General features: G+C 63.0%; 14 protein-coding genes. 5 read left to right on the top strand and 9 right to left on the bottom strand.

Annotation, left to right across the window (positions count from 1 at the left end; all coding sequences use genetic code 11):
* The first annotated feature begins 21 nt into the window (after nt 1-21).
* Nucleotides 22-291 (top strand): PepSY domain-containing protein, encoded by a 270-nt coding sequence (locus QRN41_RS14035; protein WP_034097081.1) that lies wholly within the window; start codon nt 22-24, stop codon nt 289-291.
* Between the two features lie 21 nt (nt 292-312).
* Here the strand turns inward: QRN41_RS14035 and QRN41_RS14040 are convergent, their stop codons facing one another.
* Nucleotides 313-5,475 (bottom strand): dermonecrotic toxin domain-containing protein, encoded by a 5,163-nt coding sequence (locus tag QRN41_RS14040; protein ID WP_285421686.1) that lies wholly within the window; start codon nt 5,473-5,475, stop codon nt 313-315.
* A 169-nt stretch (nt 5,476-5,644) separates the two neighbouring features.
* Here QRN41_RS14040 and QRN41_RS14045 point away from each other — a divergent pair, with 169 nt between their 5' ends.
* A complete protein-coding gene (locus tag QRN41_RS14045; protein ID WP_285421687.1) occupies nt 5,645-6,679 on the top strand; it encodes an Ldh family oxidoreductase in 1,035 nt (344 codons plus the stop codon).
* A 42-nt stretch (nt 6,680-6,721) separates the two neighbouring features.
* Here the strand turns inward: QRN41_RS14045 and QRN41_RS14050 are convergent, their stop codons facing one another.
* Complete coding sequence (locus tag QRN41_RS14050; protein WP_034097086.1) at nt 6,722-7,042, bottom strand: ElaB/YgaM/YqjD family protein; 321 nt, start codon at nt 7,040-7,042, stop codon at nt 6,722-6,724.
* A gap of 163 nt (nt 7,043-7,205) precedes the next feature.
* On the opposite strand from QRN41_RS14050, the gene QRN41_RS14055 reads away from it, so the two are divergent.
* Entirely contained in the window at nt 7,206-7,460 is a 255-nt protein-coding gene (locus QRN41_RS14055; RefSeq protein ID WP_003190904.1) for a hypothetical protein, read from the top strand.
* Here QRN41_RS14055 and QRN41_RS14060 read toward each other — a convergent pair.
* Nucleotides 7,453-8,361: a LysR family transcriptional regulator gene (locus QRN41_RS14060; protein WP_167417539.1), complete on the bottom strand. Its 909-nt coding sequence runs from the start codon at nt 8,359-8,361 to the stop codon at nt 7,453-7,455. The two genes, QRN41_RS14055 and QRN41_RS14060, sit on opposite strands and share 8 nt — an antisense overlap.
* Nucleotides 8,362-8,447: 86 nt before the next feature.
* Here QRN41_RS14060 and QRN41_RS14065 point away from each other — a divergent pair, with 86 nt between their 5' ends.
* Entirely contained in the window at nt 8,448-9,374 is a 927-nt protein-coding gene (locus QRN41_RS14065) for a carbon-nitrogen hydrolase family protein (protein ID WP_034137944.1), read from the top strand.
* Nucleotides 9,375-9,569: 195 nt separating this feature from the next.
* On the opposite strand, the gene QRN41_RS14070 is transcribed toward QRN41_RS14065, so the two are convergent.
* Entirely contained in the window at nt 9,570-10,031 is a 462-nt protein-coding gene (locus tag QRN41_RS14070; protein WP_034137945.1) for an LEA/WHy family protein, read from the bottom strand.
* A gap of 10 nt (nt 10,032-10,041) precedes the next feature.
* Nucleotides 10,042-11,469: a nucleobase:cation symporter-2 family protein gene (locus QRN41_RS14075; RefSeq protein WP_034097093.1), complete on the bottom strand. Its 1,428-nt coding sequence runs from the start codon at nt 11,467-11,469 to the stop codon at nt 10,042-10,044.
* Nucleotides 11,470-11,702: 233 nt separating this feature from the next.
* Between QRN41_RS14075 and QRN41_RS14080 the strand changes: the two genes are divergently transcribed.
* Nucleotides 11,703-13,328 (top strand): methyl-accepting chemotaxis protein, encoded by a 1,626-nt coding sequence (locus QRN41_RS14080; RefSeq protein ID WP_034137946.1) that lies wholly within the window; start codon nt 11,703-11,705, stop codon nt 13,326-13,328.
* A gap of 63 nt (nt 13,329-13,391) precedes the next feature.
* Here the strand turns inward: QRN41_RS14080 and QRN41_RS14085 are convergent, their stop codons facing one another.
* Genes QRN41_RS14085 through QRN41_RS14100 form a run of 4 tightly spaced genes read right to left on the bottom strand, consistent with a single transcriptional unit; the run spans nt 13,392 to nt 17,429 of the window.
* Nucleotides 13,392-14,369, bottom strand: a complete 978-nt coding sequence (locus QRN41_RS14085; protein WP_167417542.1) for a 2-hydroxyacid dehydrogenase — start codon at nt 14,367-14,369, stop codon at nt 13,392-13,394.
* Nucleotides 14,366-15,664: an MFS transporter gene (locus QRN41_RS14090; RefSeq protein WP_034137948.1), complete on the bottom strand. Its 1,299-nt coding sequence runs from the start codon at nt 15,662-15,664 to the stop codon at nt 14,366-14,368. The genes QRN41_RS14085 and QRN41_RS14090 overlap by 4 nt, the downstream gene beginning before the upstream one ends.
* A 48-nt stretch (nt 15,665-15,712) precedes the next feature.
* A complete protein-coding gene (locus tag QRN41_RS14095) occupies nt 15,713-16,654 on the bottom strand; it encodes a sugar kinase (RefSeq protein ID WP_167417543.1) in 942 nt (313 codons plus the stop codon).
* Nucleotides 16,647-17,429: a sugar phosphate isomerase/epimerase family protein gene (locus QRN41_RS14100; RefSeq protein ID WP_167417544.1), complete on the bottom strand. Its 783-nt coding sequence runs from the start codon at nt 17,427-17,429 to the stop codon at nt 16,647-16,649. The genes QRN41_RS14095 and QRN41_RS14100 overlap by 8 nt, the downstream gene beginning before the upstream one ends.
* Nucleotides 17,430-17,452 lie beyond the last annotated feature (23 nt).

The following is a 17,452-nucleotide window of genomic DNA, read 5'->3' on the forward strand; positions in this document are numbered from 1 at the left end:
TCCCCACTATGGAGTTCCGTTATGTTGAAGAAAACCTTAGTCGCCCTGTGTGCAACCTCCGCGCTGCTCAGTGCCGGTGCCGCCCTGGCCGATAAGCCGGGCGCAGGCTGGATCACTATCGAAAAGGCCATCGAAGTGGCCAAGACCAAGGCCGGCTACGTTGAAGTCTATGCCGCCGAAGCCGACGATAACGGCTACTGGGAAGTCAAAGGGCGCAAGTCCGACGGCACTGTGTATGAAGCGCGCATCGACGGCGCCTCGGGCAATATCCTGCGTGACCAGAAAGACTGACGTATCGCGCCGGGAGCCGGTTCAGGCTCCCGCATCCAATTCCCTGCCGAGCTGGCTGATCAGGTAAGTCACCGAATCGGCGTTGGCCAAAATCGTATCGATTCGCTTGTTGGCGTCACTCATAAACACCGCCCGCGCATCGTCCAGGGTTCGCGTCCCGGTAGTACTCAACACCTTGTCCTTTTGCGGCGAAGTCCCACGACTGGCTCCAAAGTCTTCCCATTGCTGGGTGAACTCGTCCCACGTTCTGAACAGCATGGTGGCCGGGGTGAGTGTGGAGAGCGCGGTATCGCGCAAGTCGGCCAGATCCGTGTGCATTCGCCTGGCGCCACTGATGTTGAGGTTAATCAGGTCGTGGAACGGCCGCATGCTGTCCAGGTACGCCAGGTCTTCAGTCAAGGACTTGAGGTGGGTGATCTCATGAATCAACGTGGTGGCGCGGGCATGGGCAGAGATGTTGAAGGGTGTCGTGAGGCGATTCTGATAGATGTCCAGCGGCGGATCGAAAAAGCGGTCGACCAGGTAGATTTTCTGTTCCCGGTCCTCGGGTAGCACGAAGGCGAAAGTGTTTTGCGGGCTGTAGCGATGGGTGCCGCAGACGAAGCGCTGGGAGTCCGGGCCGACCAGGGTATGGTTGATCAGCTCATCGAGCACTTCGTCGACGCGTCGCTCAATTCGTTGCACCTGCTCGCCGGTCAGCGTAACCACGCCGAACAACTCACTGAAGAACCGTCCCAGCCGGCTGTCGGGTTCGCGCAGCGGCGCAAAGTGCAGCAGGTTGCGTTTGCAGGTCACCGCGTAATAGGTCGCGACGTTGAGCGCTTCGTCGATGCACTGGGCCTTCCAGCTCGACAGGGCGGCAATTTCGCGCATGCCCACCGCCTCGATATTGATAGCGTCGCGCTCCGCCGCCCAGGTTTGCATTTTGCCCGCGTAGCGGCTCAGGGTTTTGCCGTAGCGCGGGTGATGGCGGTCCAGGTCCAGGGTCCATTCGCCCTGGGCGTTGGCTCGCACATAAGGGCCGTGCTGCTCGTCGCGGCTCAGGCGCCAGCGTTCCCCAGCTTTTCTCACCGAATAGACCTTTCCCGCCAATGGCACGAAATGCGTGCGCGTGTCGTTGTCGGTGTACACGAAGGGTGGCGCGCTGCGCTCCAGGTCGCTCAGGGCAACCTGGTGATTTTCGAAGGTTTGCAAGGCGGTTCGCCCAGGTGCGGTCAGGTCCAGCTCGTCCAGGCTGGCGGCCACGGGGGCAGGGGCATCTAGCCAGTCGTCAAAGGGCAGCGGTTGTTCGCTGGGTGGGGTTGGCGGCAGCCACTGGTCCAGCGCTTTGCGCAACGAGGCCAGTTCGGCCACGCCCGCGACAAAGGTTTTGAGCGAGTGCTGCCAGCGGTGTTCCTGTAAGTCTTCGGCCGATGTTTTGAACAGTTGGTAGCTGCGCCACACCGTCAGCGGGTAGGTCAGTTTGCCGGCCATAAATTGCAGGCCCTTGGGTATGCCCTTGCTCAACAGGCTGGTCACCGCGTCCCAATGGGTCTTGCCTGACGCGCAAAACTGGCCGGCCAGCATCTGCAGCAGCATCTGGGTATTGTCGTCGAACAGTCGGTTGAGCAGGTTGCCGGCGATGGGCGAGTCACCCAAGCGGATGTCCGAGAGATCCGGGCGCCAGCGCTCGTTCAGCAGATTGCGGTACGTGGCTTGATGGGGCGCTTGCAACTGCCCGATCACCCATTCCTGTAGCGCGCCAGGGCTGGTGAATTCGTGCAGGAGCGCCGCCTCGCTGGGGAACTCTTTCAACAAATGTTTGGGGCTGTACGGTGCATACAGCACCAACGGCCCGGACGCGCCGGGCTTGGGGCTGATCAGGTAACAGCCCAATACCTTGGCCTGACTGGCGCCGGCGGTGGCGATCAGCTCCAGCGGGCGGATCATCGCCGTAACCCCATGCACCGCCGCACGGGCCACGGCGTCGGGCATGTCGAAGACTTGCCGAATAAAACCCCAGGCCGTGGCGGACAGCCGTTCAGTGAGGGTTTGTTCATGGGCGTACTGCAACAATTGCCACGGCAGCTGCCGGCAGAAAAGGCGGCGCCGCTCACGCGCGTCGTCGCTCTGCCCCTGGAGCAGGCCGCTCAACACTTGGCGGTACAGCGTTTTCAAATCCAGTTGTCGCACCAATTGCACGATGGCCGCGCCGTCGAGTGTCTCCGGCAGTGGGACGCTGGTGCGCGAGCGCGGGCGGATCGTCTCGGCGCGCAGATCGGGCAGGTGCCGCAACGCGAAGTCCGTCAGCGTCTGGGTGTGGCCTTCAAGGTCGATACGCCCGGGAATCAGCACGTTATCCGGGTTGTACACCTGGCCGGGGAACCGCGCGCCGAGCAGGGTTGAGAGGGTACTGAAGATGTGTTCGCGCATCGGCACGATGCTGTGCAGATAGTCCCGTTCGTCAGGCGCACTGACGCGATATTGCTCAAGCAGCTCGGCCTGCAGGATCTGTTCGTGGGGCCGTGCCATGCCCAGCCAGACTGGCAGGGCTTGTTGGTGGATCAGGGCGCGCGCCAGGGTGATCGACCTGGGCAGATTGGACGGGGTTTGACGCCGGATCAGGCGGTCCATGCAGTCCTGGAAGCGCGTGGCGCTGAGCTCCATCGCCAGCACCTGGTCGATTTCGTCGCGGGTGAAGTCGCTGTAGCTCTGCTGACGGTTGTCCAGCAGGTGTTCGTCGATTCGCTGCAAGGGCCCCAGGCGACAGGCCTGGTGAGGGATGCGCCGCGACACCGGCAGGTTCTCCAGCAGGGGCAGACGCTGCACGGGGTTTTGCAAGCGCTGCTCGAGCCTGTCGCGCAGGGCCTGGATCGACGCGAACGCCTCATAGCCACGCCGTGGGGTCCACAGCAGGGCGGTGCCCGAGTGGATGGGGTCGATACCACCGCGCTCGGTCAGCACAAAGGCATTGGCCAGGGGCTGAGGCTCGGTAGCGGTGCCCAGGAACAGGCTCAGGCTGAACGCATCCGGGATAAACCCATTCAGGCCATGGCGGGTCAGCCGGCTCATGCCGTCGGCATTGAGGGCGCTGTCGAGTAACGCCAGGGCAGGGGGCGGCAGGCTATGGTCCAGGCGCCTCAATTCGGTTTCGCCGCGCAGCCCCTGCAACATGCCCTGGCTCAGGTGCGCCCGGTTATTCTCCAGCAGCAGGTGGGGCAGGGTACGCAGGTCCCGTTGCGCGAACGTGCTGAGCACCTCTTCGATGACGGCGTTGAAACTGTCGATGGTCAGGTTGTGCAACTGGTAGGCCACGCCGGCGCTCTGTTCCGTGTAGAACCAGGTCAGGGTCGACTCGGTGAGCCGATCGGCTTGCCCGGCCAAACGCGCGATAAAGTGCTCGACCATGCTCAATGACGTATGGGGCGCCCGCTCTTCGCGCTCTGCGGCGGGGGTGACATAGGTATTGATATAGACGTGCTCGGCCTTGAGATCGAGCAGACGCTTGGCCAACTCGGTGTCCAGCGCATGGGCGACCAGGCTGCGCAAGGTCGGCTGCCGATTACGTTCCAGCGCCATGGCTGAGGCCACCGCCTGCAAACGTTCCAGGCGCACCTTGGCCTTTTCCGATTGGACGGTGGTAGGGCGGCCATTGCCGCTGGTGATGGGGTGAAGGGTCCAGCGCCCATCGGCCTCCTGCTCCAGCAGCCGCGTGTCGAGCATGCTGCGCACGTCCAGGGCAGTGTCGAGCAGCGCGGCCAGGTCGATCACGCCGTTGCTGCGCCGATAGAGCCCCAAGGCATAGTCCAGATTGTCGGACTGCTTGGTGACAATGTCCTCGATCATTGCCTGGAACACATCGCCCGCGATGGGCTTGCCGGTCACTTGGATATGTTCCATGCCCACGAACGCACTGCGTTCATCCACCGACAGAAAGTGCAGCAGTTCGTCCTCGTGTCCCGCCGTTCTGAGCATCTGCAACAAGGCATCTTTGAGGTCGCTCAGGTTTTTGAGTACCTGCAACCCCCGCGATTGGGTGTAGAGGTAGGCCTGGCTATCGCTGATCATCAGCGTGCTGGCCAGTTCCACATAATGTTGGAACGGGGCATGCACTCGGACCTTTTCTATCCTCAGATGGCTGGCATAGGCGCTACGCGCCGCCTGGTCGGGAAGGAACAGCGCACGCAGGTCCTGGCTTTCCTGGCTGGACAGGACCAGGCCTTGCTGCTTGAACAGCAGGTCGGCGCGAAACTTGTCGCTCATGACCCGGGCAAAAAAACGCAGGCGCGACTGACCGCGGTTGAAATCTTCATTCCAGTAGGTTTGCAGCAGGCTGTTCAACAGCTTCGAGAGGATGCCGCTGGTCTGTTCGACCACACTGTCCCAGCGCTGGTGGTCCTGAGCCCTCTGTTGTGCGGTGTGTGCGCTGTCGTCATGGCCCACATTGAAATACGTGTGAGTCTGGTTCGCCGGCCAGGCTTGCTTGACGTAAAACTGCAGCAGCGCATCGCGCAATGACTCGGAGGCCACCCAGCGACTCTCCTCCATAGGCGTGGGCTGGGTGAAAAAATTCACCCGCGTGTCGCGCTGGTCCAGCCCCGGAAAGTACGAGCGGGCCATGATGCCCAGCAGAGTGTCGAGCATGCCGCGCAGGTCGGTGAGCTTGCGCAGTTCCTCCAGCATCGTCGTGACGTTGTGTTGTTGGCCGGCCAGGATGGTTTGTTCCTGGTCTTGCATCACCGCGCCTGGAATCACCGTGCCCGTTGTCTTCAGGGGTTCTGTGCTGGGCAAGCCGTCGCGTTCGACAATCGCCAGAAATTGCAGGAGTTCGGCGCGCCGGCTTGGCTGCGTCAGGCGTTCATCCACCTCATGGAGCAGCGCGGCGCGGCTGTCGAACAGTTCCAGGCCGCCGTAGGGGGTAAACAGCACCGCTTTGTGGTCATCGGGTGTCGGGCTCATCATGAACACACCCGCCAGGGGCACGGGGGCGTGGTCGGGCCGGTTGACCGACAAGCGTTCGACGTGCATCGGGTAACGCTGCACGCTGGGGTCGATACGCGCGGTATGGGTGGCGTAGTACAGCGTGTGCAGCCAATCGAGGTCCCTGACCGAGAACCCGAGCGCGCGCTCGCGGGGCGTGGGGGTCTTGCGTTTGACGTTTTGCAGGAACTCATCGAAGAAATACGGGGGCGTGAGGTTCGCCATGGTGCGCTCTCCAGCAAGGCGGCGGGATGAGGCTTCACGTTAGGCGGCGCGGCGGCGCGGATGGCGGTAGATAACTGGGGGCGCCCGTTGACAGCAGGCACATGAGGCGTTGTTTAATCGAGCGTCTGGATTCTTGTTGTCTCTTCCAATTCTAAAATCGGAGCTACAGATGTCTGCCCAGTCCCCGATCGTCGACAGTCCCCATACCCTTATCGGCTTCACCGAACTGGTGGCGTTGCTGCACAGGGTGTTCGTCCAGCACGGCACGTCGCCGGAAGTGGCCGCGATCCTTGCGCGCAATTGCGCCAGTGCCGAACGCGACGGCGCCCATAGCCACGGCATCTTCCGTATCCCCGGTTACCTCAGCACCCTGGCCAGCGGCTGGGTCGACGGCAAGGCCATTCCGGTGGTCACGGACGTGGCGTCCGGTTTTGTGCGGGTGGATGCCGGCAATGGGTTCGCCCAGCCGGCACTGGCGGCGGCCCGGCCACTGCTGGTGAGCAAGGCGCGCAGTGCCGGCATCGCCTTGCTGGCGATTCACAATTCTCATCACTTCGCGGCGCTGTGGCCGGATGTCGAGCCGTTCGCCGAAGAGGGGTTGGTGGCGCTGAGCGTGGTCAACAGCATGACCTGCGTGGTGCCCCACGGCGCCGATCGCCCGTTGTTCGGCACCAACCCTATTGCGTTCGCGGCGCCGCGCGCCGACGGCCCGCCGATTGTCTTCGACCTGGCCACCAGCGCCATCGCCCATGGCGACGTGCAGATCGCGGCGCGCAAGGGCGAACGTTTGCCGCCGGGCATGGGGGTGGACAGCCTCGGTCAGCCCACCACCGATCCCAAGGCCGTGCTGGAGGGCGGTGCGCTGTTGCCATTCGGCGGGCACAAAGGCTCGGCGCTGTCGATGATGGTCGAGCTGCTGGCGGCGGCCCTGACCGGCGGGCACTTTTCCTTCGAATTCAACTGGGCCGATCACCCTGGCGCGCGTACGCCATGGACCGGGCAACTGTTGATTGTTATCGACCCGAGCAAAACCGCCGGGCAAAGCTTTGCCGAGCGCAGCCAGGAACTGGTGCGGCAGATGCATGCCGTAGGGTTGCGGCGGTTACCGGGGGATAGGCGCCATCGCACACGGGCGAAGTCGCTGGGGCAGGGGGTTGAAGTGGAACTTCAGGCGTTGAATCAGTTGCGTGACTGGGCCAACTGACATTGAAACGCCGCTGCGTGGCAGCGGCGCGACGGGCGACGTTTAGTTGCGGCGACCCAGCAACAGGCCAACCACCAGGCCGAAGCCCGCCGAGATGGCGACGGTCTGCCACGGGTGGCCACCGATATAGGTTTCGGTCGCATCGACCATCGGTTGGGTGCGCTCACGTACGTTGGTCACGGAGTCCATGGCTTGTTTGAGCTTCAGGGCGACCTGCTCACGCAGGGTTTCTCCTTCTTCGCCCACCAGGTTGGCGCTGCTCTTGAGCAACTTGTCGGACTCTTCGATCAGCGCGGCGAGCTCACTGAAAGCTTGGTCCTTGATTTGGTCGGCGGCGGTTTGCGCGGCGGTTTTGCGGGCCATGGGGTGACTCCTTGCAAGTGAATGTAACAGTGAACAATGGAGTACCCGGCGCCCTTAAAAGTTGCTTTTTTTTTGCTGGGGCGCAGTGCCGGGCAAAATCCGAATCAGGAAATTTCGACCTACAGTGTAAGATGCCACCTATTTGTGCAGCAGGTAATTCAACATGAGCTTCAATCTCGCCAACAAGACCCTCGCCGAACGCGCCGAGCTGGAAGATGAAAAGTCGCGCCTCTACGACCTGTGGCAAACCAATCTGGGCAAGGCCAAGGGCGAAGCCGCGCGGTTGTTCGGCGAGCGCGCCAAGCGCAAGGGCAAATGGGCCGAGTGGGTCCGTGCGGAACTGGACGGCATGTCGCCGCCGGAGTTTTCCAACATGGTGCGCAGCGAAGTCAACAAACTGATGGCAGCAGCTAAGTAAAGCTCGCCACAATCGCTTCGCGGACTTTCAGCAACATCGGATCGAGCTGAGCCTGGGTGCGCCATCCCAGTTCCACCGGGTAGCGCGGCAGCGCCAACGGGCAGCTCAGCACGCGCAGGCCGGTCATCTCGGCAATGGCCTGCGCCGCATGCCCGGGGATGGTGGCAACGGCCTGGCTGCCTTTGAGTAGAAACGGCAGCGCGGCGAAGTGGCTGGTGGAGGCGCACACATGGCGGCTCAGCCCCTGTGCTGCCAGCCCCTCGTCGGTGATCCCGATAAACCCGCCGGACGACACCAGCACATGGGCGCGGCGCACAAACTCGTCCAGGTCGATGCCTTGCTGACCGGGCGCCAGGCTGTCCGGGTCCACCAGGCAGCGGTAATCCCCTTCGCCCAACACCTGTCGGCTTAACCGGCCCTGGGCAAACCCGCCGGCGGTGATCGCCAGGTCCAGTGTGCGGTCGAGCAGCGCGCCGGCGACAATCTGGCTATGGGTCTGGCGAAAGATCACGCGCAATTGCGGCAGGCGTTGTGCGATCTGCGTCATCAACCGACGGCCGTAGGCGATTTCAAAGTCATCGGACAAACCCACCACCACCGAACGCCCCTGGTACTGCTGATTGACCGGGTCGACCATGGCCAGGCTCTGACGGCAACGGTCCAGTGCTTCACTGATCACCGGTTTGAGTTGGTTGGCCCGCAACGTCGGCGCCAGGCCGCGACCGGTGCGCACAAACAACGGGTCGCCGTACACCTGGCGCAAGCGCCGCAGCCCAGCGCTGATGGCCGATTGGGTCACGCCCAGGCGCAAGGCGGCGCGGCTGGCGCTGGACTCGTCATGGAGTGCTTCGAAGGTTTTGAGCAGGTTCAGATCGACCTGGGCGATATTCATTTGGCTCATATCATTCAGTACTGAAGTGGGCTTTATTCATGATCCGGGGTGGCGGGAGAATGGGCAACCCCCAGCCAATCATCGGAGTGAACGTTATGCCTATTTCTACCGTCGCGGCCTTGCAAATCGGCTCCCTACCGGGCGGCAAGGCCGACACCCTGGAACAGATCCTCGGTTATGAAGACCAGATCCGCCGCAGCGGCGCGCAATTGGTGGTGATGCCCGAGGCGCTCCTCGGTGGCTACCCCAAAGGCGAAGGGTTCGGTACGCAACTGGGTTATCGCCTGCCCGAAGGGCGCGAAGCCTTCGCCCGTTACTTTGCCAATGCCATCGATGTACCTGGCGCGGAAACCGACGCCCTGGCCGGGTTATCGGCGCGCACGGGCGCCAGCCTGGTGCTGGGCGTGATCGAGCGCAGCGGCAATACCTTGTACTGCACGGTGCTGTATTTCGAACCCGCCGGCGGCCTGGTGGCCAAGCACCGCAAACTGATGCCTACCGGCACCGAGCGGCTGATCTGGGGCAAGGGTGACGGTTCCACCTTGCCGGTGATCGACGCCGCGGTGGGCCGTATCGGCGGCGCGGTGTGCTGGGAAAACATGATGCCGCTGCTGCGCACCGCGATGTACGCCAAGGGCGTGGAAGTCTGGTGTGCACCCACCGTGGACGAGCGCGAGATGTGGCAGGTGAGCATGCGCCATGTAGCCCATGAAGGCCGCTGTTTCGTGGTCAGCGCTTGCCAGGTGCAGGCGTCGCCCGAAGCCCTCGGCGTGAAGATTGCCAACTGGCCTTCGGACCGCCCGTTGATTGCAGGCGGCAGCGTGATTGTCGGCCCGATGGGCGACATCCTGGCCGGGCCGCTGGTGGGCGAAGCGGGGCTGCTGACGGCGCAGATTGATACCGACGACCTGGTGCGCGCGCGGTATGACTACGACGTGGTGGGGCATTACGCACGGCCGGATGTGTTCGAGCTGGTGGTGGATGAACGCGCCAAACCCGGCGTGCGCTATATCACGGACTGAAGCATTGGCAGGAAGGCTGGGGAGGGCTCGTCCCGATGGCGCAGAGCCAGCCAGTCGATATGTTGACTTTGCCACTGCCATCGGGAGCAAGCTCCCTCCCACAGGGGGTCTGTGTTGCCTCCAAATTTGCCCATGGGCCAACCTGTGGGAGGGGGCTTGCCCCCGATGGCGGGGTATCGGTCGGTTGCGCAGGCTTTACCACGTCGCGCCGTTAGGCATATCCAACGTACCTCGGTCAACGAAACGCATGGTGCCGAACAGCCCCCCGGCCAGTTTGCCCCGCAGCACATAGGGCAGGTTGTTCAAACTCTGGGTCTGGCTCAGGCCCAGGGTTTGACGCAACACCGAAAATGCCGAAACGCTGACCGGCACCGTCAGAACGGTCTCCGAGAAGCGTGGGATGCTGCCGGCCTGGTCGCTCACGCCTGAGGCCAACGGCCGGCCGTTGACTTCCAGGTCGAGAGCCACACCGTTGTAGTCAATCGCCGTTTCGTTGGGGTTCTGCACCCGCAGTTTGACGGCGAAGCGCACTTCCAAGTCTTGGCTTTGTAGCGGTTCGATGCCCACCACGTTGATGTTCACCGGGTCGCGGTTCGGAAACAGCGCGCAGGCGCTCAGGGTCAGTAGCAGCAGCGATAGCACCATGAGCTTGCGCATGTGAGGGCTCCTAGTTCGTGACGTCCGGGTCTTGCATCACCTTGAGGGTAGAGGACTCCGGATCGAATTCATCTTCTTCCAACTCTATGAACTCTTCGGGCAGGAAAATGTTCAGCAGGATTGCACAGAACGCTCCTACGGTGATCGGCGATTCGAAGATGTTATGCAGCGCCTTGGGCAACTCGCGCAGCACTTCCGGCACGGCGGCGACGCCCAGGCCCATGCCCAGGGAAATCGCCACGATCAGTACGTTGCGCCGGTGCAGGCCGGCCTCGGCGAGGATCTTGATACCGGCCACCGCCACGGTGCCGAACATGATCAGCGTGGCGCCGCCCAGCACCGGTTTGGGCATCAGTTGCAGCACCGCGCCGATCATGGGGAATAGCCCCAGCAGCACCAGCAGGCCGGCAATGAAGTACGCCACATAGCGGCTGGCCACGCCGGTCAGTTGGATCACCCCATTGTTCTGGGCAAAGGTCACCATCGGCAGGCTGTTGAACGTGGCGGCCATCGCCGAGTTGAGGCCGTCGGCCAGCAGGCCGGACTTGATGCGTTTGATATACAGCGGGCCCTTTACCGGCTGCTGGGAAATCATCGAGTTGGCGGTCAGGTCGCCGGCGGCTTCCAACGGCGAAATCAGGAAGATCACCGCCACTGGAATAAACGCCACCCAGTCGAACGAAAACCCGTACTTGAACGGCACCGGCACGCTGATCAATGGCACCTGGGGCAGCGCCGCCATATCGACGCGGCCCAGCCACCAGGCCACCACAAAGCCCAGGGTCAGGCCGATCACGATCGAACCCAGGCGCAGGAATGGGTTATTGAAGCGGTTGAGCACCACGATGGTCAGCAACACCAGGGCCGCCAGGCCCATGTTGCCGGCCGCACCGAGGTCGCTGGCGCCGAAGCCGCCGGCCATGTCGGTGACGGCCACCTTGATCAAGGACAGGCCCATCAAAGTGATGATGGTGCCGGTTACCACCGGGGTGATGAGTTTGCGCAGCTTGCCGATGAACTGGCTGAGCACCACTTCGATAAACGCCGCAAAAAAGCAGATGCCGAAGATCGTCGAGAGAATTTCATCGGTGCCGCCGCCGCGGGCCTTGACCATAAAGCCGGCGCTGAGAATCACGCTGATAAACGAAAAACTGGTGCCTTGCAGGCACAGCAAGCCCGAGCCGATGGGGCCGAACGTACGCGCTTGGACAAAGGTGCCCAGGCCCGAGACGAACAGCGCCATGCTCACCAGATACGGCACTTCGCTTTCCAGGCCGAGTACGCCGCCGACGATCAGGGTCGGGGTGATGATGCCGACAAAACTGGCCAGCACATGCTGCAGCGCAGCGAAGATCGCCGCGCTGAAGTGCGGACGGTCTTCCAGGCCGTAGATCAGGTCGGATTTATAGCGGGGGCGGGGGGCTTGAGCGTCAGACAAAATATGGGCTCGGGTCGGAAAAGGGAGGCGCAGGATGCCAGAAAGCGCCGATGCTCAGAAGTGTAAAAAAATATTTATAAGCGCCCTGCATAAATTCCCAATCCTTGCCGATACTGCTTACAGGCCCACCTATTAAAAACAACAGTGGCGTCCAAGGTCAGGCAGCGCGTTGCCGCTGATTGATCGTTTCGCGGCAGGGATTGCGCGCAGGCACTCACTTCGAGAACACGTCTATGTCGCTTCGTCATTTGAATATCGCCCCTCGCGCTTCGCTGGGTTTCGCCTTTATCGCGTTGTTAGTGGTGCTGCTGGGTGGGTTCGCGGCCAACCGTATGACCTTGATTCGTCAAGCATCGGTGGACATGAATACCAATCAACTGCCCAGTGTGACCTTCCTGGGGCAGGTGACCGAGAACGTGTTGCGCATGCGCATTCTGTCGTTTCGCGTATTGGTCAACCGCGAACCTGCGGCGCTCAAGGAAGCCGAAACCCGCATTGGGGTGTTGGTCGACAAGGCCAAGACAGCCCAGGCCGCCTACGCGGCTTTGCCTGCAGGACCGGATGAAGCGGCGCTGTTCAAGACGTTCTCCAGCACGCTGGACAACTATCTGAAAGCCCAGGCCGATATGCTCAGCCTGTCCCGGGACGGCAAGGTCGAAGAAATGCGCACCCTGATCAACACCCGGATCAAGGACGGCACCGACCAGATGGGCGAGCAACTGAACAAACTGATTGCGATGAACGGCGCGGCGGCCAAGCAAGCCAATGATGTAGCGGGCCAGAGCTATAACAGCGCCATCACCGGCATTGTGGTGGTCTCGGTCGCCGCCGCACTGTTGACGGTGCTGCTGGCCTGGCTGCTGACCCGCAGCATCGTCACGCCGCTGCGCAAAGCCGTGCAGGTGGCCGAGACCATCGCCGGCGGCAACCTTAGTGGCATGATTGAGGACGACGGCAAGGACGAGCCGGCACGCCTGCTCGGGGCGTTGTCCACCATGCAGACCAACCTGCGCCAGACCATCCGGCATATCGCCGGCTCGGCCACTCAACTGGCCTCGGCGGCTGAAGAGTTGAGCGCGGTCACCGAAGAAGCCTCCCGCGGCCTGCAGCAACAGAACGACGAAATCGACCAGGCCGCCACGGCGGTCAATGAGATGACCGCCGCGGTGGAAGAAGTGGCGCGCAACGCGGTGTCTACCTCCGAAGCCTCGCGCCAGTCCAACCAGGCGGCGCGCGAAGGCCGCGACCGCGTGGTGCAAACCGTCGACGCGATCCAGACCATGACCCACGACGTGCAAAGCACCGCTGTGATGATCGAGGGTCTGGCCACCCAGGGGCGTGACATCGGTAAGGTGCTCGACGTGATCCGCGCGATTGCCGAGCAGACCAACCTGCTGGCCCTCAACGCCGCGATCGAAGCGGCCCGCGCCGGTGAGGCCGGGCGCGGTTTTGCGGTGGTGGCCGACGAAGTTCGGGCCTTGGCCCATCGCACCGCGCAGTCGACCCAGGAGATCGAGAAAATGGTCGCTGGCATCCAGAATGGTACCGGCGAGGCCGTGCAATCGATGCAGCAGAGCAATCAGCGCACCCAGGACACCCTGGAAATGGCGCGCGCCGCCGGTGTGGCGCTGGAGCAGATCACCCAGTCCATCAGCCTGATCAACGAGCGCAACCTGGTAATCGCCAGCGCCTCGGAAGAACAGGCCCAGGTGTCCCGCGAAGTGGACCGCAACCTGGTCAATATCCGCGACCTGGCGTCCCAGTCCACCTCCGGCGCCAACCAGACCAGCGCCGCCAGCCATGAACTGTCGCGCCTGGCGGTGGACTTGAACGCGATGGTGGCCAAGTTCGTGATCTGACGCCGCTCTGTGGGAGGTGGCAAGCCCCCTCTCACAGGTGATCTGTGTTTGCCTTCGGTGTGGCTATTGCTTCCAGGCGGTCGGGTTGACCAGGTTTTTCGGCTTCTCGCCCGCCAGAGCGGCCAACAGATTATCCACCGCACAGGTGGCCATGGCCTCGCGCGTTTCGTGGGTCGCCGAGCCGATGTGGGGCGTGGCCACCACGTTGTTCAACCGCAGCAACGGCGAGCTGTGAGCCAGCGGTTCCCTCTCGAACACATCCAGCCCCGCCGCGCGGATCGTGCGTTGCTGCAACGCCTCGATCAGCGCCGCTTCGTCCACCACCTTGCCGCGGGAAATATTGATAAAGATCGTGTCCGGGCCCATCAGCGCGAACTGCTCGGCGCCGATCAGCTTTTCGGTCTCGGCGGTCAGCGGCAGAGTCAGGCAGACAAAATCGGCCTGTTGCAGCAAGTCTTCAAGGCTGCGGTACTGCGCGCCGAAGCGCTCTTCGACCCGTGGCTTGGGCGAGTGGCTGTGGTAGAGCACCGGCATGCCGAAGCCGAAATGCCCGCGCTGGGCCAGGGCTTCGCCGATGCGGCCCATGCCGATGATGCCCAGGGTCTTGCCGTGCACATCGCTGCCGAAATGCGCCGGGCCAATGTTCTTATGCCATTGCCCGGCGCGAACCATATCGGCCAGCTCCACCACGCGGCGGGCGCTGGCCAGGATCAGCGCGAAGCCGGTGTCGGCGGTGGTTTCGGTGAGTACGTCCGGGGTGTTGCTGAGCAGGATGCCGCGTCGGGTGAGGTAGTCGATATCGTAGTTGTCGACCCCCACCGAAACGCTGGCCACCGCTTCCAGTTGCGGCGCCAGGTCCAGCAAGTGCGCGTCCAGGCGCAGGCTGGCGCCCAGCAGGCCATGGGCGTTCGGCAGGGCGTCGCGCAGCTTGGCCAGGCCGGTGTCATCCAGAGCTTCGATCAGGGTGACGTCCACCTGCTCGTGCAGGCGCGCCATCAGCGGCGCGGAGAGTTTTTTGTACAGCACCACAGACTTTTTCATTGGGCTTTTACCTTCAATTCAAGGGGTGGCAATGGCGCGCGTTGACGGTCGCTGGCGCCGGGCTTGAGGAAAATCGTCAGCACCACCGACAGCATCAGCGCGCCGCTCATCAACAGGTACGAGGCGCCGGGCGAGCCGGTGCTGCTGTTGAGGTAACCCACCAGGTACGAGCCGCCGAACGAGCCGAGGGCGCCCATGCTGTTGATCAGCGCCATGGCGCCGCCGGCGACGTTGGCCGGCAGGATTTCCGGCACGATGGCGAAGAACGGGCCGTAAGGCGCATACATGCACGCCCCGGCAATCACCAGCAGGGTGTAGGACCACCAGAAATGTTCGGCGCCGAGCACGTAGGAGGCATAGAACGCAATGGAGGCGATCAGCAGCGGTGGCCACACAAAGCGTTTACGTTTTTGCAGCTTGTCCGAGCCCCAGCTCACCAGCAGCATGCCGATCACCGCCGCCAGGTAAGGCAATGCCGACAGCCAGCCGGCCTCGACCATGTCCATCTGCAAGCCTTGTTTGAGGATCGACGGCAGCCACAGCACAAACCCGTACACCCCGATGCTCCAGCAAAAGAACTGCAAGGCCAGGATGATCACTTTGGGCGAGCGGAAGGCTTCGGCGTAGTTCTTCACTGCCTTGATGCCGACCTGTTCGGCGGCCAGGGCAGTTTCCAGTTCCTGCTTTTGCCCGTCGCTCAACCAAGTGGCGTCCTTGGGACGTTCATCGGCCAGCTTCCACCAGATAAACGCCCACAGCACCGCCGGCAGGCCTTCGATGATAAACATCCAGCGCCAGCTGAAATGCTGCACCAGGTAGCCCGACACCACCGACATCCACAACATGGTCACCGGGTTGCCGAGGATCAGAAAGGTATTGGCCCGCGAGCGTTCGGCGCGGGTGAACCAGTGGCACAGGTACACCAGCATCGCCGGCATCACCGCCGCTTCCACCACGCCGAGCAGAAAGCGGATGGCGACCAGCATATAGGCGTTGGACACCACGCCGGTGAGGGTGGCCAGGCCGCCCCACAGGATCAGGCTGACAAAAATCAGTTTCTTGACGCTGCGCTTTTGCGCATAGATCGCTCCCGGCACCTGGAAGAAAAAGTAGCCGAGGAAGAACAGCGCTCCCAGCAATGACGACATGCCCGGGGTGATCATCAGGTCTTCGGCCATCCCGGAGGCGGCGGCGAAGCCGTAGTTGGCGCGGTCCAGGTACGCCAGGCTGTAGGTGATAAACACGATAGGCATGATGTACCACCAGCGGCGGGTGGCGAGTTTCACGGTTTCCATGGGCTTGCTCCTGAGCTTGTTGTAGTTGTGGCAACAGGGTGTTGGATGTCAGGCGACGGATCGACCGAGCAGTTCGGCGCGGGTGGGCAGGCCCTCCATGTCACCACGACTTTGCACGGCGCGGCTGCCGACCCAATTGCCGCGACGCACGGCCTCGGGGAAGCTGAGTTTTTCCAGCAGGGCACTGATCATGCCCACGGCAAAACCGTCGCCGGCACCCACGGTGTCGACGACTTTTTCCACCGGCACGGCGGCGATAAATCCTTGGTCCAGCTGGGTGCGGTAGTAGGCGCCATCCGCACCGAGCTTGATCGCCACGGCTTCGGCGCCTTGGTCGAGGTAGAACGCGGCAATGTCGGCCGGGTCATCGAAACCGGTGAGCAAGCGACCTTCGCCCAGGCCCGGCAAAACCCAGTCGGCCAGGCCGGCGAGGGCGTTGATCTCGGCAATCATCTGCGCCTGGCTGGCCCACAGCGACGGGCGCAGGTTGGGATCGAACGACACGCTGTGCCCGGCTTGGCGCATTTGCGTCATCAGCGCGCGGGACAGCTCGCCGGTGGCTGGCGATAACGCCGGGGGAATGCCGGTGGCATGCAGATGGCGGGCCTGCAGCAGCGCGGGGCTGATATCGGCGACGGACAGATGGCTGGCGGCGGAGCCCTTGCGGAAATATTCCACCTGGGGATCGGCACCGGCTTCTTCGCGGGATTTGAATTGAAACCCGGTGGGGTGCAGCGGGTCGACGGCCACGTGCCGGCAGTCCAAGCCTTCGCGGCTGAGAGTGTCCACCACAAAGCGGCCCAGGGAATCGTCGCCCACCCGGCTCAGCCAGGCCACGTTGAAGCCCAGCCGCGACAGGCCGATGGCGACGTTGCTGTCGGCCCCGGCGATGCGTTTGTGAAACTGGCTGACCTGGGCCAGGTCGCCGGTCTGTTCGGCGACGAGCATCGCCATGGTTTCCCCAAACGACAACACATCGATCTCAGACATGGGCGTTCTCCGCGAGAGGTTGGCCAAGCACGGCGAGGCTGGCGACCTGGCGTGCGGTGACATCGAGCAGGTCGTCGCCTTGCAGCGGAAATTCCACTGCCCGTGTAATGCCTTGAGTCATGTGGGAGAGCAGTTGTTCCCACTGATGCAAATCGGTGGCGCCAGGCGGCAGCGCCACCAGCTTGCCGTCCGCGCGACGGCTCACGGCCTTGCAGTGCAGGTAGTCCACATGCCGGCCCAGCAGGCGCGCGGCGGTAAGGGCGGACTGGTCCTGCCATTGCCAGTTGCCGATATCGAAGGTCATTTTGATCGGCAGGCCCAGGCGTTCGACTTCGCTGAAAAAGCGTTGCAGGGGTTCGATACGGCCGCCGTGCAGGGTCTGGTCGTTTTCCACCAGCAGGTGCACCGGGTGACGCCGCAGCAGTGCGTGCAGGCTTTCCAGGTCGTTGGTGTCGGTGAAGTAGCCCAAGGAGACTTTCAGCCAGCGCGCGCCGAAGGCCTGGGCGCGATCCAGCGTTGCGCTCAGTTCAGCATTCGGCTGGGCGCGACCGGCGACCCACAGTTCCAGCGGCGATGAAAACACCGCTTCCAGGCCCAATGCCGCGACGGCCTGGGCCAGCTCGGCGGGTTGCTCGACGGTCAGCAGTTCTTCACGCCACTCGATGCGCCGCGCGCCGGCCTGGGCCAGCAATTGGACGAAACTCAACTGGCCTTGCTGGCGCACCAGCTCGGCGCCGTAGCTGGAGAGGCTGATGGAAACGGGGTATGTGTGCATTGTTTTTGTCCCTCTGAAACCGG

Origin of the sequence: Pseudomonas sp. efr-133-TYG-23, assembly GCF_030209215.1 — a bacterium.
GTDB classification, from domain to species: Bacteria; Pseudomonadota; Gammaproteobacteria; order Pseudomonadales; family Pseudomonadaceae; genus Aquipseudomonas; species Aquipseudomonas rhodesiae.

Bases quoted from the DNA above. Each gene is read 5' to 3' on its own strand.
- QRN41_RS14050 (WP_034097086.1), bottom strand. From the start codon at position 7,042: ATGGCCCGCAAAACCGCCGCGCAAACCGCCGCCGACCAAATCAAGGAC.
- QRN41_RS14055 (WP_003190904.1), top strand. From the start codon at position 7,206: ATGAGCTTCAATCTCGCCAACAAGACCCTCGCCGAACGCGCCGAGCTG.
- QRN41_RS14100 (WP_167417544.1), bottom strand. From the start codon at position 17,429: ATGCACACATACCCCGTTTCCATCAGCCTCTCCAGCTACGGCGCCGAG.
- QRN41_RS14065 (WP_034137944.1), top strand. From the start codon at position 8,448: ATGCCTATTTCTACCGTCGCGGCCTTGCAAATCGGCTCCCTACCGGGC.
- QRN41_RS14040 (WP_285421686.1), bottom strand. From the start codon at position 5,475: ATGGCGAACCTCACGCCCCCGTATTTCTTCGATGAGTTCCTGCAAAAC.
- QRN41_RS14090 (WP_034137948.1), bottom strand. From the start codon at position 15,664: ATGGAAACCGTGAAACTCGCCACCCGCCGCTGGTGGTACATCATGCCT.
- QRN41_RS14035 (WP_034097081.1), top strand. From the start codon at position 22: ATGTTGAAGAAAACCTTAGTCGCCCTGTGTGCAACCTCCGCGCTGCTC.
- QRN41_RS14045 (WP_285421687.1), top strand. From the start codon at position 5,645: ATGTCTGCCCAGTCCCCGATCGTCGACAGTCCCCATACCCTTATCGGC.
- QRN41_RS14060 (WP_167417539.1), bottom strand. From the start codon at position 8,361: ATGAGCCAAATGAATATCGCCCAGGTCGATCTGAACCTGCTCAAAACC.
- QRN41_RS14070 (WP_034137945.1), bottom strand. From the start codon at position 10,031: ATGCGCAAGCTCATGGTGCTATCGCTGCTGCTACTGACCCTGAGCGCC.
- QRN41_RS14085 (WP_167417542.1), bottom strand. From the start codon at position 14,369: ATGAAAAAGTCTGTGGTGCTGTACAAAAAACTCTCCGCGCCGCTGATG.
- QRN41_RS14080 (WP_034137946.1), top strand. From the start codon at position 11,703: ATGTCGCTTCGTCATTTGAATATCGCCCCTCGCGCTTCGCTGGGTTTC.
- QRN41_RS14095 (WP_167417543.1), bottom strand. From the start codon at position 16,654: ATGTCTGAGATCGATGTGTTGTCGTTTGGGGAAACCATGGCGATGCTC.